This is a genomic window from Candidatus Vondammii sp. HM_W22, assembly GCF_022530855.2.
Classification (GTDB): domain Bacteria; phylum Pseudomonadota; class Gammaproteobacteria; order Chromatiales; family Chromatiaceae; genus Vondammii.
Genome location: NZ_CP099567.1, coordinates 2,798,401 through 2,811,578, shown reverse-complemented (window position 1 = coordinate 2,811,578; position 13,178 = coordinate 2,798,401). Strand labels below are relative to the sequence as shown.

At 53.4% G+C, this 13,178-nt stretch carries 11 protein-coding genes and 4 pseudogenes; 7 read left to right on the top strand and 8 right to left on the bottom strand.

Features of this window, described 5'->3' with window-relative positions; translation table 11 throughout:
- Positions 1 to 98: 98 nt before the first annotated feature.
- The 3 genes from MN084_RS15925 to MN084_RS15915 all read right to left on the bottom strand — a co-directional run bounded on the left by MN084_RS15925 (position 99) and on the right by MN084_RS15915 (position 4,781).
- Complete coding sequence (locus MN084_RS15925) at positions 99 to 689, bottom strand: SPOR domain-containing protein (protein ID WP_241085809.1); 591 nt, start codon at positions 687 to 689, stop codon at positions 99 to 101.
- The gene (argS, locus tag MN084_RS15920) at positions 690 to 2,438 is read right to left on the bottom strand and encodes an arginine--tRNA ligase (RefSeq protein WP_241085810.1); all 1,749 of its coding nucleotides are present in this window, start codon (positions 2,436 to 2,438) and stop codon (positions 690 to 692) included.
- Between the two features lie 132 nt (positions 2,439 to 2,570).
- The gene (locus tag MN084_RS15915) at positions 2,571 to 4,781 is read right to left on the bottom strand and encodes a primosomal protein N' (RefSeq protein ID WP_241085811.1); all 2,211 of its coding nucleotides are present in this window, start codon (positions 4,779 to 4,781) and stop codon (positions 2,571 to 2,573) included.
- Between the two features lie 563 nt (positions 4,782 to 5,344).
- Here MN084_RS15915 and MN084_RS15910 point away from each other — a divergent pair.
- Both MN084_RS15910 and MN084_RS15905 read left to right on the top strand, forming a co-directional pair.
- Entirely contained in the window at positions 5,345 to 5,740 is a 396-nt protein-coding gene (locus MN084_RS15910) for a fructosamine kinase family protein (RefSeq protein WP_320416370.1), read from the top strand.
- 88 nt (positions 5,741 to 5,828) lie between these two features.
- Positions 5,829 to 6,047 (top strand): annotated as a pseudogene (locus MN084_RS15905) (fructosamine kinase family protein); the annotation flags it as partial.
- Between the two features lie 159 nt (positions 6,048 to 6,206).
- Here MN084_RS15905 and MN084_RS15895 read toward each other — a convergent pair.
- The 3 pseudogenes from MN084_RS15895 to MN084_RS15885 all read right to left on the bottom strand — a co-directional run.
- A pseudogene (locus tag MN084_RS15895) lies at positions 6,207 to 6,954 on the bottom strand (amino acid ABC transporter ATP-binding protein).
- Positions 6,955 to 7,025: 71 nt separating this feature from the next.
- Positions 7,026 to 7,271: pseudogene (locus MN084_RS15890) on the bottom strand (IS5/IS1182 family transposase); the annotation flags it as partial.
- A 26-nt stretch (positions 7,272 to 7,297) separates the two neighbouring features.
- Positions 7,298 to 7,523 (bottom strand): annotated as a pseudogene (locus MN084_RS15885) (IS3 family transposase); the annotation flags it as partial.
- 115 nt (positions 7,524 to 7,638) lie between these two features.
- On the opposite strand from MN084_RS15885, the gene MN084_RS15880 reads away from it, so the two are divergent.
- From MN084_RS15880 to MN084_RS15860, 5 genes are all read left to right on the top strand, one after another.
- Complete coding sequence (locus MN084_RS15880; RefSeq protein ID WP_241085812.1) at positions 7,639 to 7,833, top strand: hypothetical protein; 195 nt, start codon at positions 7,639 to 7,641, stop codon at positions 7,831 to 7,833.
- Between the two features lie 436 nt (positions 7,834 to 8,269).
- Positions 8,270 to 8,392: a hypothetical protein gene (locus MN084_RS15875; protein ID WP_277400158.1), complete on the top strand. Its 123-nt coding sequence runs from the start codon at positions 8,270 to 8,272 to the stop codon at positions 8,390 to 8,392.
- Positions 8,389 to 8,586: a hypothetical protein gene (locus tag MN084_RS15870; protein WP_330178169.1), complete on the top strand. Its 198-nt coding sequence runs from the start codon at positions 8,389 to 8,391 to the stop codon at positions 8,584 to 8,586. The genes MN084_RS15875 and MN084_RS15870 overlap by 4 nt, the downstream gene beginning before the upstream one ends.
- A 306-nt stretch (positions 8,587 to 8,892) precedes the next feature.
- Positions 8,893 to 9,114: a hypothetical protein gene (locus MN084_RS15865; protein WP_241085814.1), complete on the top strand. Its 222-nt coding sequence runs from the start codon at positions 8,893 to 8,895 to the stop codon at positions 9,112 to 9,114.
- The gene (locus MN084_RS15860) at positions 9,081 to 9,353 is read left to right on the top strand and encodes a hypothetical protein (protein WP_241085815.1); all 273 of its coding nucleotides are present in this window, start codon (positions 9,081 to 9,083) and stop codon (positions 9,351 to 9,353) included. Before MN084_RS15865 ends, MN084_RS15860 begins: the two co-directional genes overlap by 34 nt.
- A gap of 414 nt (positions 9,354 to 9,767) precedes the next feature.
- Here the strand turns inward: MN084_RS15860 and MN084_RS15855 are convergent, their stop codons facing one another.
- On the bottom strand, positions 9,768 to 10,115 hold the full coding sequence (locus MN084_RS15855; RefSeq protein ID WP_330178168.1) for a hypothetical protein: 348 nt from the start codon (positions 10,113 to 10,115) through the stop codon (positions 9,768 to 9,770).
- Between the two features lie 797 nt (positions 10,116 to 10,912).
- Complete coding sequence (locus MN084_RS15850) at positions 10,913 to 13,171, bottom strand: nitric oxide reductase activation protein NorD (protein ID WP_241085816.1); 2,259 nt, start codon at positions 13,169 to 13,171, stop codon at positions 10,913 to 10,915.
- Between the last annotated feature and the right edge of the window lie 7 nt (positions 13,172 to 13,178).

The following is a 13,178-nucleotide window of genomic DNA, read 5'->3' as shown; positions in this document are numbered from 1 at the left end:
GTGCTGAAAAATATCATGTCCATACTGTTGTTCCTGTTTGCAAAACAGAAACAACAGTATTATTAAGTGCCTGGAATGAATATTTTAGGGTCGACTATCTATTTTTTAAGCTTGATCACCAGACTGTTGATCTTGTTGGCCTTCAATCTGGCACGCAGGGAATTCACCTGCTCCCGGGTATAAGGACCGCTACGAACACGGTGGTAGATATCACCACCGTTGATATTGACTCGCTGAATCTCAGCCTCCAGGCCTACTAGGGCCAAGCTGGCTTTGAGATGGTCGGCATCTGAGAACTCCCTGAAAGACCCCATCTGCAGCATATAACTGGCAGATACGGTTTTCTTGGCGCCTGAAACTCCAGCCCGCCCGGTAGATTTAGTCACGGGTTCCGGCTCTGGGTCCGGCACCACCACTTCCATTTCAGGCAGAATGGTATAGAAATCAAACCGCGGCTTGGCAATGGCTTTCTTCCTAGGCTGCTTCTGTCTCCGTCCGGCCTTCTTCTCCACCGGTTCTTGATGAGCCCGCGGGGCCATGCCTGCTCCGGCCGGCGATAGCTTCAACCAGACCAGCGCACTGATAAACAGACCGACCAATAGACCGCCAGTGAACCAGATCCAGCCGGAGACCGGTGCTTTTTTCTTCGCTCTTGGCGGGTTGGCCCGACTCTTGTAATCCCTTGCCACTTACATCTTCTCCGGGGCGGAGACCCCTATCAGGTTCAGCCCGTTTTTCAGCACTTGGCGGATAGCCAGAATCAATTTGATTCGGGCATCACGCAGAGCGTCATCCTCAACCAGGAAGGGATGAGCGTTATAATAAGTATGAAAATCGTTGGCCAGCTCCCGCACATAGTGGGTCAGCTGATGAGGCTCTTCATTGAGCGCCGATGTCTCCACCACTTCAGGGTAGCGGGAAATTGTTCGCAGCAGGGCCTGCTCATGTTCTTCGGTCAACAGATCGAGGTGAGTAACCCCATCGGTGACCTCCACATTGATCCCTTTTTCTGCCGCCTGTTTCAACACACTGCAGACTCGTGCATGGGCATACTGAACATAATAGACAGGGTTGTCACTGGACTGTGACTTGGCCAGATCGAGATCAAAATCCAGGTGCTGCTCACATTTGCGCATCACGTAGAAAAACCGCGCCGCATCCGTACCCACCTCTTTCTGTAGTTTGCGCAGGGTAACGAACGAGCCCGAACGCGTGGACATCTGCACTTTTTTTCCATCCCGGTAGAGGTTGGCAAACTGAACCAGCAGCACATCGAGTTTCGCGGGATCGTCACCCACCGCTTCCATGGCAGCTTTGACGCGCGGCACATAGCCGTGATGATCAGCGCCCCAGACGTCGATCACCCGGTCAAAGCCGCGTTCCAGCTTATCCATATGGTAAGCGATATCAGATGCAAAATAGGTGGACTGGCCGTTCTCACGCACCACCACCCGGTCCTTCTCATCGCCAAATTCGGTAGAGCGAAACCAGAGGGCACCACCTTTCTCATAGACGTGGCCTGAGTCCCGCAGTCGCTCAATGGTCTTATTTACCGCACCCGACTCTGTCAGGCTGCGTTCGGAGTACCACTCATCATATTTCACACCAAACAGTGCCAGATCATCCCGGATATCATCCAGAATCGTATTAATCGCCAACTCGAAAACAAAACGGTAACGATTATCGCCCAATAACTGCTTTGCCCGCTGGATCAGGGCATCGATATGCAGCTCCTTGTCGTCACCCGCCGGAAGGTCACTGAAAACTTCTTCAGATGCATGTTTGTATACCTCGCCATGCTCACGGTGAAGCGTGGCGGCAATATCCCAAACGTAGTCACCTTTATAGCCATTGGACGGAAAAACCAGTGCTTCGTCGCACAGCTCCAGGTAGCGCAACCAGACGCTGGCAGCCAGAATATCCATCTGCCGTCCGGCATCGTTGACATAGTATTCCCGGTGAACATCGAAACCGACAGCCGCCAGCAGATCAGAGACCACGGCACCATAGGCAGCACCACGACCATGCCCCACATGCAATGGTCCGGTAGGATTGGCGGAGACAAACTCTACCTGAACCCGCTTACCCTCACCCAGATTGCTGCGGCCATAGTTGTAACCCTGCTGAAGCACCTGGGGTACAAGCTCATGGTATGCGCTACTGCCCAGATAGAAATTGATAAATCCGGGGCCTGCAATTTCTACCTTCTCAACCAGTTCCGATCCCGGTATTGCCGCCATCAGTTTCTCCGCCAGATCACGTGGTTTAGCGCGTGCCACCTTCGCCAGTACCATTGCCACATTGCAGGCAAAGTCCCCATACTGCGTATCACGCACCCGCTCAATAATAGGCTGAGGAATCTGATATGCGGGAATTACGCCATCGGCGGCAATCCGCTCAAGCGCCTGGGAGACCAGTTGTTGAATCTGGAGCTTCATTTTCTACCTGAAAAACTGAAAAAATGAGGAACGGCGTAGGATAACAGGAAGATTCATCAGGCTAAAGGCCGACGAAACATAGCTTTGCGGGTAATCGATTGGATAGCGAATGCAGAGCCCTTTTCCCAATCCTTATAAAATCTCCTGGGGATCGACATCAATGGACCATCGTACTCGCCGGGCTGATTTAAGAGAGGAGAGCTGTGGTACCCATTTTGAGAGGAGAGCCTGTAGATATCCCCGCTGATCAGACTGGATCAACAGATGGGCACGATAACGTCCCGCCCTCCTCTCCATCGGGGCAGGCACAGGTCCCCACAGCGTAACCCGGTCACCACCCAGTTGCCGGGCAATGCTTTGGGCTTCGTCCAAAAACAGGCTGGGGGCCTCTTCTCCCGGGGCTTCGGCCCGCAACAGCGCCTGATAACTGAAGGGGGGGAAATCGGCCAGTTGGCGTTCGCTTAGCGACTCATCGGCAAAGGCATCATAGCCCTGGCGAACCAGGATATTCATCAGCGGATGATCCGGGTGACGCGTCTGAATAATCACCCGCCCGGGTTTTTCAGCCCTGCCTGCCCGACCCGCAACCTGGGTGATCTGCTGAGCCATGCGCTCTGCAGCACGATAGTCCGCACCAAATAGTCCCTGATCCACATCGAGAATACCCACCAGCGTCACATCCGGAAAATGGTGACCCTTTGCCAGCATCTGGGTACCGACCAGCAGTGAGTGCTTACCTTCCAGGATATGATTAAACAGCCGCTCCATGCGGCCCTTGCGCCGGGTGGTATCACGATCGATGCGAACCGGATTGGCATTTGGAAAGCGTTGTAACAGCAGCTCTTCCAGTTTTTCCGTACCCTGCCCCAGCGTCCGCAGGTCCTGCTCACCGCAGTCCGGGCATCCCTTATCGATTGGGCGTTGTGAACCGCAGTGGTGGCACCAAAGTATTCCACTGCCGGCATGCAGCGTCATCCTGGCATCACAGCGTCGGCACTGAGCAACCCAGCCGCAATCGTGGCACGTCATCACCGGGGCATATCCCCGCCGATTAAGGAATAGCAACACCTGATTCCCTTCCGCCAGAGTATCGCCCACCATTCGCATCAAAACGGGAGATACTCCGGTCTCTAGTCTTATGGAGCGAATATCAAGCAGATCAAGGCGTGGAGGCTTCGCACCGCCAGCGCGTTCAGACAGAATCAAATGGTGATATCGTCCGCTCTTTGCATTGTGCAGACTTTCCAGTGAAGGCGTAGCGCTCCCCAATACAACAGGACAGTCCGATTTCTGCCCCCGGATCACGGCGATATCCCGTGCCGAGTAACGAAACCGGTCCTGCTGCTTGAAAGAGATATCATGCTCTTCATCCACCAGGATCAGCCCCAAATCCGGCATTGGGGTAAAAAGTGCTGACCGGGTACCCAGCACAATCCGGGCTCTTCCAAGGCGAGCCTCATGCCAAGCACGCTCCCGCTCCGTATCGGCCAGACCGGAGTGCAGCATCACCACACTTTCGGCTATCCTGCGTTCAAAACGCCCCATGAGCTGAGGTGTCAATCCAATTTCCGGCACCAGAACCAGTACCTGCTTTCCCCGGGCCAGGGCATGTTCAACCAGCTGCAGGTAGACTTCGGTCTTGCCGCTGCCGGTCACCCCATCCAGAAGAAAAATGCCGAAACCGTCACCCTCGGCCAGTACTCTCTCTACCGCCTCTCGCTGGCCGCTGTTCAGTTCAGGCGGCACCTCTGTAGCAGGCTTGGCAACTGATCGGGTCATTAGTCTGTGATCGGATTTTATCCAGCCTTTTGACTCCAGTGTGCGCAGTACCCCACGGCACTCGCCACATTCAACATAAAGCGCCTCCTGGGATAGGCTCTCCATTTCATTGCTCAATCGCTGCATTATTGCCGCTTGCCGCGGTGCCTGCTTTAGCGAGTCGGGACGCTGATCCATCCCTTCGGAAGTCAACTGCCACGCCTTGTGAGCCAGGCTTACCGGGACCTCCCCTTTACGTAGCCTCACGGGTAAGGCATTGGCAATAACCTCACCCAGGGGATGCTGATAATAATTCGCACACCACTGCAACAGTGCAAGGTCGGCACTGGAAAAAAGCGCATCCGCATCCAGCAACCGCTTTGCACGCTTCAGGCGACGGGTTTTATAAGCCGACTCCTGTACCAGTTCCAGCAGAATGCCGCAGCGCTCCCCCCGACCAAAAGGCACTTGAATCCGGACACCTGGTTTCAGAGCACCAGGATCACAATCGATTGGCGACAGATAATCAAAACAGCTGTATAAGGGGGCGGGCACTGCCACCCGTAAAATGGGTTCATCTGGCATGGCGCCACTCTACCTGACTAACCATTATTTCTCATCAGACTATCAGCATAGGTGAGAAAAATTCGACGCCTTAACCATTAGCTCCCTAATTTTTTAGCAGCGCAGTGAAAAAGGGCTGAAACCACAATAACCCTGATAATAATGCGCTAACTATCTATAAATAATGAAAGAATTATGCTTATCCACAGATCCTGTGGATAACTCTGTGCAGAAAAACACAGCATCGCTCACAAAGCCATAAAAACAGGGGTTTTCATTAAACTGTAAAAAAAATGACAAAATAAATAATCATTATAAATATCAGTATGTTAAGTAATATTATTCTTTTCTAATGCACAGGGTGAACCAAGAAGCAAGGGATAACCCTATGATGCATAGAAAATGTGCATAACCAATCTGAAAATATTAAATTTTCTCCCTTGTCAACACTTCTTGATTTTTTTCGTTACTGAAATGGCTAGTATTCCAGCAAGGTGTATTAATGGCAGAGGAGACCGCTTTCTCCGGCAAAAAGAGCATAAGATCCGGTCAAGCACTCTTAACTATCCGGATAAAATAAAACAATGACAGACTGGCAGCAGGTAGCTACGCATGTCAGCAAAATCACAGGCAATATTTTTTCACCCACCGCTCCCATCAACATTGGTGGTGGCTGCATCAATACTGCAGTCAAACTGAAAGAGGGAGACCGCTGCCATTTTGTAAAACTCAACGGTATCGGGCAACTCGGCATGTTTCAAGCCGAACTCTCTGGTTTGGAAGAGATAAAGCAGAGTAACAGCCTCCGTGTACCCCAGCCCGTTTGTGCAGGTACCACGGGAAGTCAAGCTTACCTGATTGTGGAATATATCGAGTTTTCAGGTAACGGTGATACTAAAATGGCGGGAAGGCAACTGGCTGAAATGCACTGGGTCACCCGTAGCAAATTCGGCTGGATACGCGACAACACCATAGGCTAACCCCCCAGCCCAACAATCTATCCAACAATTGGATCGAGTTCTGGCATACTAGCTCAACCTAGCAGTAGAAAAGGGATACCGTGGCAGGCTGCAAGAGAGGGGTAAACTGCTGCTTGAGCAATTCTCTGCACTGATCGATCACAATCCAGCCCCATCGTTGATTTACGGTGATCTTTGGGGAGGAAATCTCTCCTATGACAGAGATGGAAGCCCCGTCATCTACGACCCGGCAGTCTATTACGGAGATCAGGAGGCGGACTTGGCCATGACTGAGCTGTTTGGCAGTTTTGGCAACCGTTTTTATGATGCTTGTAACGAGGCATGGCCTCTCGACCAGGGGTACAAAATCCGCAAGACGCTATATAAACCTGTATCACATCCTCAACCACCTGAACTTGCTCGGTGGTGGTTACGAAGGCCAGGCGCTGAGGATTGTCGATCAGTTGCTTGCGGAGCCGCAGGTCTCCTAGTGCTCCAACATCTGACTCAGGAAGAGCTTGGGTCCGATCATTTTGCGGATTATTGAAGAATTCAAGGGGCTCGTTCTGCTCAAGAATCTCATCACCATCCATGAAAATAACCCGGTTCGCCACCTTCTTTGCAAAGCCCATCTCATGGGTCATGCAGATCATGATCATACCACTCCCAGCCAGTTTGATCATGGTATCCAGCACCTCTTTGATCATCTCTGGATCAAGGGCTGAGGTGGGCTCATCGAACAGCATGATATTAGGATTCATACAGAGGCTGCGGGCAATAGCAACACGCTGCTACTGACCTGACCCAGATATTTTTTCGCCTGTTCGGGAATATTCATCTTCTCCAAGTATCTCATGCGGGCCCCTTCTGCTTGTTTGCGTGGCATTTTATGCATCCATATAGGCACCCAGGCAGCAATTTTCTAGAACCGTTAGGTAGGGAAACAGATTGAAGTGCTGGAACATCATACCTACTTCCTTGCGGATCTGATCAATGTGTTTCAGGTCATCGGTCAACTCTATGCCATCAATGATAATCCGGTCCTGCTGATGCTCTTCCAGCCGGTTGATGCAGCGAATCATAGTAGATTTACCTGAACCAGACGGCCCGCAAACCACAATTCTTTCACCTTTATGGATAGTAAGATCGATACCTCTGAGGACATGAAACTGGCCATATCATTTATGTGCGCCGGTCATCTGAATCATCGGGTGATCAGATACTTGCATTTCCATACTTGCGGTATCGGCTACAGTCATTATATGTCTCCTCTCATGCTTTCTGAACTTCAATTTTTTTTTGGGGGCTACCCTTCAGGAGAGCTCGGTATCTTCACGCCGGCCCTGACTTGCCCGATGCTACGCGCCAGTTGATTGGCCTTCTGGGCAAACGCGTGCTCAACTCGAGCCCGAACTCTTGATCGTTTTCGGTTTGCCTCTTGCTCCCGTTCATTCAAGGGGTGTTTGCGTATCGACTTGCGATGAATATGACTGCGGTAATGCGCACCCGGTAAAGCGGCTTCCCGTTTTACACTGCGGTAAGCAGAATCGGCCCAGACACTGGCAAGCCCCTAGTTCTCTAGACGCCCGACAGCTTCTCTAACTCCCTTCTTTCAAATTCAGCAGGTGATAGCCCATTATTAAATCCATGTCGCCACTTTGAGTTATAAAACATCTCAATGATAATTAAATATATCTGCCCTTGCTACTTCACGTGTCGGATAGATCTGCTTTTTAATGCGTTCGGTCCTTAATAAGGAAAACAGGCTTTCAGCAACGGCGTTGTCATGGCCGTTTCCTTTCCGAACAAATCGAAAACGTGTACCAGAGTTGATGGGAAACATTTAAAAAACGAAACTTGGAGCGGTTGCCAGGGCAATCCCGAACGGGCTTTGGACGGGGTTTCAGAGGAGGGTTCCAATGGTGCGGCGTAAATTGAAGCGGCCGATCTCGCCGCGGGATGCGGTGGAGATGTGCCTGGAATTCGCTCGGGAGCGGCGCAACCTATCGGCGGACCGGGTGGCGGACCGGGTGGCGGACCTGATGTGGCAGTCGAGCGCTGTACAAATGGATGGAGAACGGCCATATGCAGGAGATTCTGATCCACCCGTTTGAGCAGGTCTGCGGCTGTGCCTATGTGACCCAGTACATCGCCACCAGCGCCCACAAGCTGTGTTGGATATCCCCCAAGGAAGATCGGCTTCGGATGATGATGTGCTGCAGTTGTAGACGGTGCATCAATGATGCGGTAAGCCTGCTGGCTCGGTTCCACTGGGGGAGGGGTCTGCCGAGGAGACGATGGCGGCGCTGAGTCAGACGATGAGCGGATTGCCGGGCACCGGGAGAACGTTGGCAAGGCGCCGGCGTTGGGTGCGGGATGTGGCCAAGGAACATGGCCGGGTGTTGATATGCGTTTTATCACCCTGGCGCGCGGCCAATCAAAGCCCATTGAATGCGCCTTTAGGGATCTGCGTCAGACGATCGACAAGCACCCTTCGGCAAACGGGGCACCAAGGATAACTTACTGGCCATTGAGGAGTTCGTCGAGGTCATGGAGGCAGGTATCGCCCGCAGCAACGCCGAGGAAGGCCGCAAGATGCCCGTCTGCCAGGGGCGCAGCTTCAAACAGGTATTCGAGGAGAGCTACCGCGCCAACGCAGATAAGATCGTGTGACCCACCGAAGAGCAGATTCCCCGCTGCCTGCTGGCGGCCGGGAAGGTATGGGCTCACAGCGAACCCGGCGTGGGAACAATCGGGTGATCGGCGCTCTGCTGCCGTGCGGGGCTAATCGTTACACCGAGACTTGGGCCATCGCCCTGGATGACGATGGCGTGACGGTAGCAGCCAACGGCAATATCGACGAATAAGGAGTTGGTCAAGGCCGGCACCAAAATGCAGGACGTGACTGGCGAGCGGGGTGTGACTGGATCGATGGTCGGTACCAGCCTGAGAAACTTTTTCCTGAAGGCCGCCAAGCAGTAAATCTTCAGAAATGCCAATGGTGAACTCAAGAGCACGGTTGAGATTATCGAGATTCTGCGCAAGAGGACCGAAGGCATGGGTGATGTACAGCGCAACGGCATTCTGGCCAAGGTGTTTGGTCATGAGGGCTTGCTGGTGGCGTTGGCCCTGCTCTAAAGGGGCGAGAAAAGCTTCGAGGATATAGCCCATCCATGCTCGATGCGCAGTCACTGTCCAATAAGCTCAATGAACCCATGAAGGGCCTGAACCGCCAGATCGATAGCCTGGGTGGCATCAGCAAACCAACGCTCTCCGTACTGTTCGAGCCGGCGCTGAGCAAGGCTGCGCTGGAAAATGAGAACGTTGGCAAGAAAGACGGTAATCTAATGGTGTTGCCGCCTTGGGCACGGCTGGTGCATCTGGCTATGGCCTAGGTACCGTACTCAACAAAATGCTACTGGAAGGGACAGAAGCAAGCGACCAAATCGGCAAAGCTCTCGCTCATGTGGCGGCATTCTTCGGCAGTGAAGAGGCCAAGAACAGCATCGCCATGCGTGAGCGGTATGAGCAGGCACAGCGGGGCGAGTTAGTTATCCGTTTGGAGGGTGATGGCGCCAGCAGCGCCCGTGTACAGCAGATGCGGAGCGACAACCTGGACCTGATCGACCGCTGAGCCAATGGACAGCGCGCCCGGGGTATTCGCGCCGGGGTAGCGCGCGAGCTGTGAATGGATGGCGAGCCGATGGTAACCGGCTGCTATCGATGATGTGTTGCCAGAATACGATGCTACCACGCACATGCTGAGGGTCAGCGATCGAAGCCGGGCTGGAGACCTAGTGGATTGCTCGCTGGCTGGCGAAGCGGAAAAGGGGATGCAGTGAGTCGACCGGCCGCTGGAGATTGCTCGGCCGCTGAGTTTTCGGTACACGAGCGGTTCAGCGATTACATCGTGCTGGGGCAATAAATCGAGGCCCTATGGGACCCGAATACTGCAGATATATCTGGGGCATCAGCCAATGTGGTGTGCAGGCGCTGAACCCGCCCGAGACGCGTTTTGCCTGGCGGGTACGCCTGACGGACCCACGGGTTACCTATTTCTGCTGCGGCGAGTTACAGGTGGGAACAGATCCCCTCGAAGACCAACCGCGCAGAAGATCTTGAATGCGTGTTGAACCGGCTCAAGCCGGCTCACACAACCCTGTTTGTGTCCTACGAAGGAGCCTGGATCATGGACTGTATCCCATCCGTTGGCGACGCCGCCGATGACCCCTACATCGACGGTAACCCCGACATCGGCACCGGGGGCAGCATCCCGCCAGAAGCAGCCATCGAACACCTCGTGCGAGAGATCGTCAGCGCCATCACTGCCTTGGGCGGTACGGCGGATAGCGTGCGTGCGCTGGGATCGTTGCAGTCCAATCAGTTGATAAGTCATGATCACGCCATCTATCAGTGTACTAGCGCAGATACGGTGCAAGCCGGTTCCAACACTACACAGAACTCTGTGATGGCGACTAACGATAAACTAACCTCAGCTACGAGCGGGGCCGGTTACCGCCTCACTCGACCCGCTGGGAACCAAACTGGCTGGGCAGACGATCTATATGCGCCCACCTGCTCACGCCACGGCTGATGTCCCTATCGGGGCTCGGCTGAGTGCGAGGTGGATGCCTACATTAACGGCACATAGACTCTCGTGCCCGATCATCGGGGTACCGTCTACTGGCTACTCGATGGCTCGCATCATGAGATCACTGATCTGGCCAGATTAGAAAGGCACCCCTCCTGATGGATTGGAAGGGGCGCTGGCATCCTTGCGGCGCAGAGTGATAGAGGTTTAATAAACGCTAAGGATCAGAATTATCTGACACTGAAGTAAGAATACGATTATCAAGCCTCTGCGCTAGGGCTTTGGGGTGGAGGTTTCTTCTAATTCGGTTGGAGGAATAAGGTGATGCCACCGCTTTTAAGCGTGCTTTAAGGGTTATTTTGGCATGATCGGCGTTTGCAAGTTAAATGTCCAACGTTCGCAATTCATGCGGCGCGCTACAGTCTCCTGATTTGCTGGAGACTGTTGGCCTTTGTCGGGTTTTTAGAGTCCCTTATTGCTGAGTTTACGAAGCCCGACTATACTCCAGATGCATTACGGCACTGAAAAGTGGGTTCCATTCCTCAGCAGTAACTGCAAGTAGTCGGGCTGCCGGCCAATCCTGTATATCTGCCCCGCAACTCTTATTTGGTCAACGCCATAAATAGCTTCGGTAGTGTCTCAGGTAACCGCTCAACTCGGTCAATCACCGTATACTGACTGCCGAAGATATCCGCCACATAATCATCCGCTTTGGGGTCGAGGTCGATGCAGTGGGTATAGATGCCTTGCTGATCCAGCTCCTGAACCGCTTTGTGCGCATCCTCAATCAACAGGCGCCCATCCTGGACATCGATATCGGCAGGCTCACCATCAGTAAGAATCAACAGGAGCTTTTTATCCGCTTTTTGATTGCCAAGATAGTGAGATGCATGGCGCATGGCTGCTCCCATGCGGGTTGAATAACCTGCCTCCATCGCTGCCAGCCGGGCTTTCACTTCATCGCCCCAGCGCTCGCTGTAACCCTTGATATGCTGGTAGCGGACTTCGTGGCGGGTGTTGGATGAGAAGCCGGCAATGGCAAATGAGTCGCCCAACTGATCAATTGCCCAGCCCAGCAGTGCCACAGCTTCCTGGCTGAGTTGCAGGATGCTCTGTTCACAGTCTGCGGGGATTTGATCGAGTGATTCTGAAAGATCCAGTAGCAGCATGACGGAGATATCACGGCTATCGTGTTTGTGGCTTATGTTGATGCGTGGGTCGGGGTTGGCGCCGCTCTTGAAGTCGACCAGAGAACGAATGGCGACATCCAGGTCCAGTTCACCACCCTCCTCCTGATAGCGGACACGGACGTATTGCTGGGGTTTTAACAGATCCAGCAACTGTTTCAGTCGTTTCGCCAGGGCGCTGTGTTTCTCCAGCAGCTTGTCGATATCGGCCGGATCACCGGGTGGGTGCAGCGTCTCATAGAGGCTGACCCAGTCCGGGCGGTAGGTCTTGGTTTGGTAATCCCACTCATTGTAGTGGCGTGGTGGCAGTCCTTGATTCTTATCTTCACTCTCTTGTGCCTGCTTCTCATCCAGGTCGAACATCTCCTCTTCATCACCCATCTCGATGAAGACCCACATGTGCCGGTTGTCATCCCGATAGTCGACTTCAGTATCCTTAAAATAGACATTGGGCAGCTGGTCTGACTGGATACGCGTTTTTGCAACGAAAGAGAGTCCGAGCTGGGCAATCTCTTTGGTCGATGCTTCTCCCTGACTCATCAGTTGATGGAAACGTTCAACGTACGCCAGTATGTCCGGGTTTTTATAGCCGTGGTCTGGATTCATCAGGGCAAGTGAGAGCATGGCGAGACGGTGGCGAATGCAGGACTCTCTCTCCGGCACGCAATCCTCTTCGCCGGGAGCCGTGTGGAGGGCGGTCCACAATTTACGCAGGCCCGGATACTCCTGCATTGCCAGGTATTCCACCCGGGCATCTTCAAAGACCTCTACAGCGATACGCTGGAATGGGCTGTAGTTGTCGGCAACGATGCTCTTTGTCCAGCGCTGATGAGCGGCCATATGCGCCAGGACGGCGCGATAGCGGTCTATGCCCGGCACGCTGTTCCAGTTGTCATAGGCGTCGGGTATACGCATGCCCAGATGATTGTAGTAGGGGATGGGTTTGCGTAACTCGTCCCAACCGGTTGAGTAGGGAACAAAATGGCACTTGTTTTGCCATATCGCCCGCATGTAGAGGTTGAATTTGCGCTCGTTGTCGATAAACAGGGTGCCGTGTCTTTCCCGCTGCAGTATGGCGCGGCTGTCGGCGGATTGCAGGCTGAAGTAGTCCCTTTGGCGCTCTGGATGGCTATCGTAGTTTTTGATGCCGTAATCGATCCAATTCCTCACCCCTTCCAGAGAGAGTTGGCTCAACAGATAAGGTACTTGGTTAAGTAGATCGAGAGCGCCCGGGCTGGGAATGGTGGTATGAAAGCCGTGAATGGAGCCAGAGGTGCGCTCCATCATATCCATCAGCAGATCGATATAGCGCTGGAACTGCTCTTCGCTGCCAAGACGGCGCGCCGCTTCGGCAACGGTTTGCAGAAAGGGGGGTATCGCTTTGCCATTTGGGCTGCGGGATATTTTCCAGACGGTCTGGGAGACCAGGGAGAGGGTGGTCTCTCCCAGCTTTGAAGCAACCAGGGGCATCTCTTCCAGATAGACCAGAACAGGATCGAATCCTCGGCCAATCATACAGACCAGCGAGGCACCTTCCAGGTACTCTTTGATTCCTTGCGGCGTCAGCAGTGCCTTGGCCTCTTCCATGCAGTCGGCAAAAACATCGTCCAGTTGCTGGAAATTGCAGGTCAGTTGTCCGCGCAATCCTTCCTGTTCGGCTTCGCTGATGTGCATGGGACTC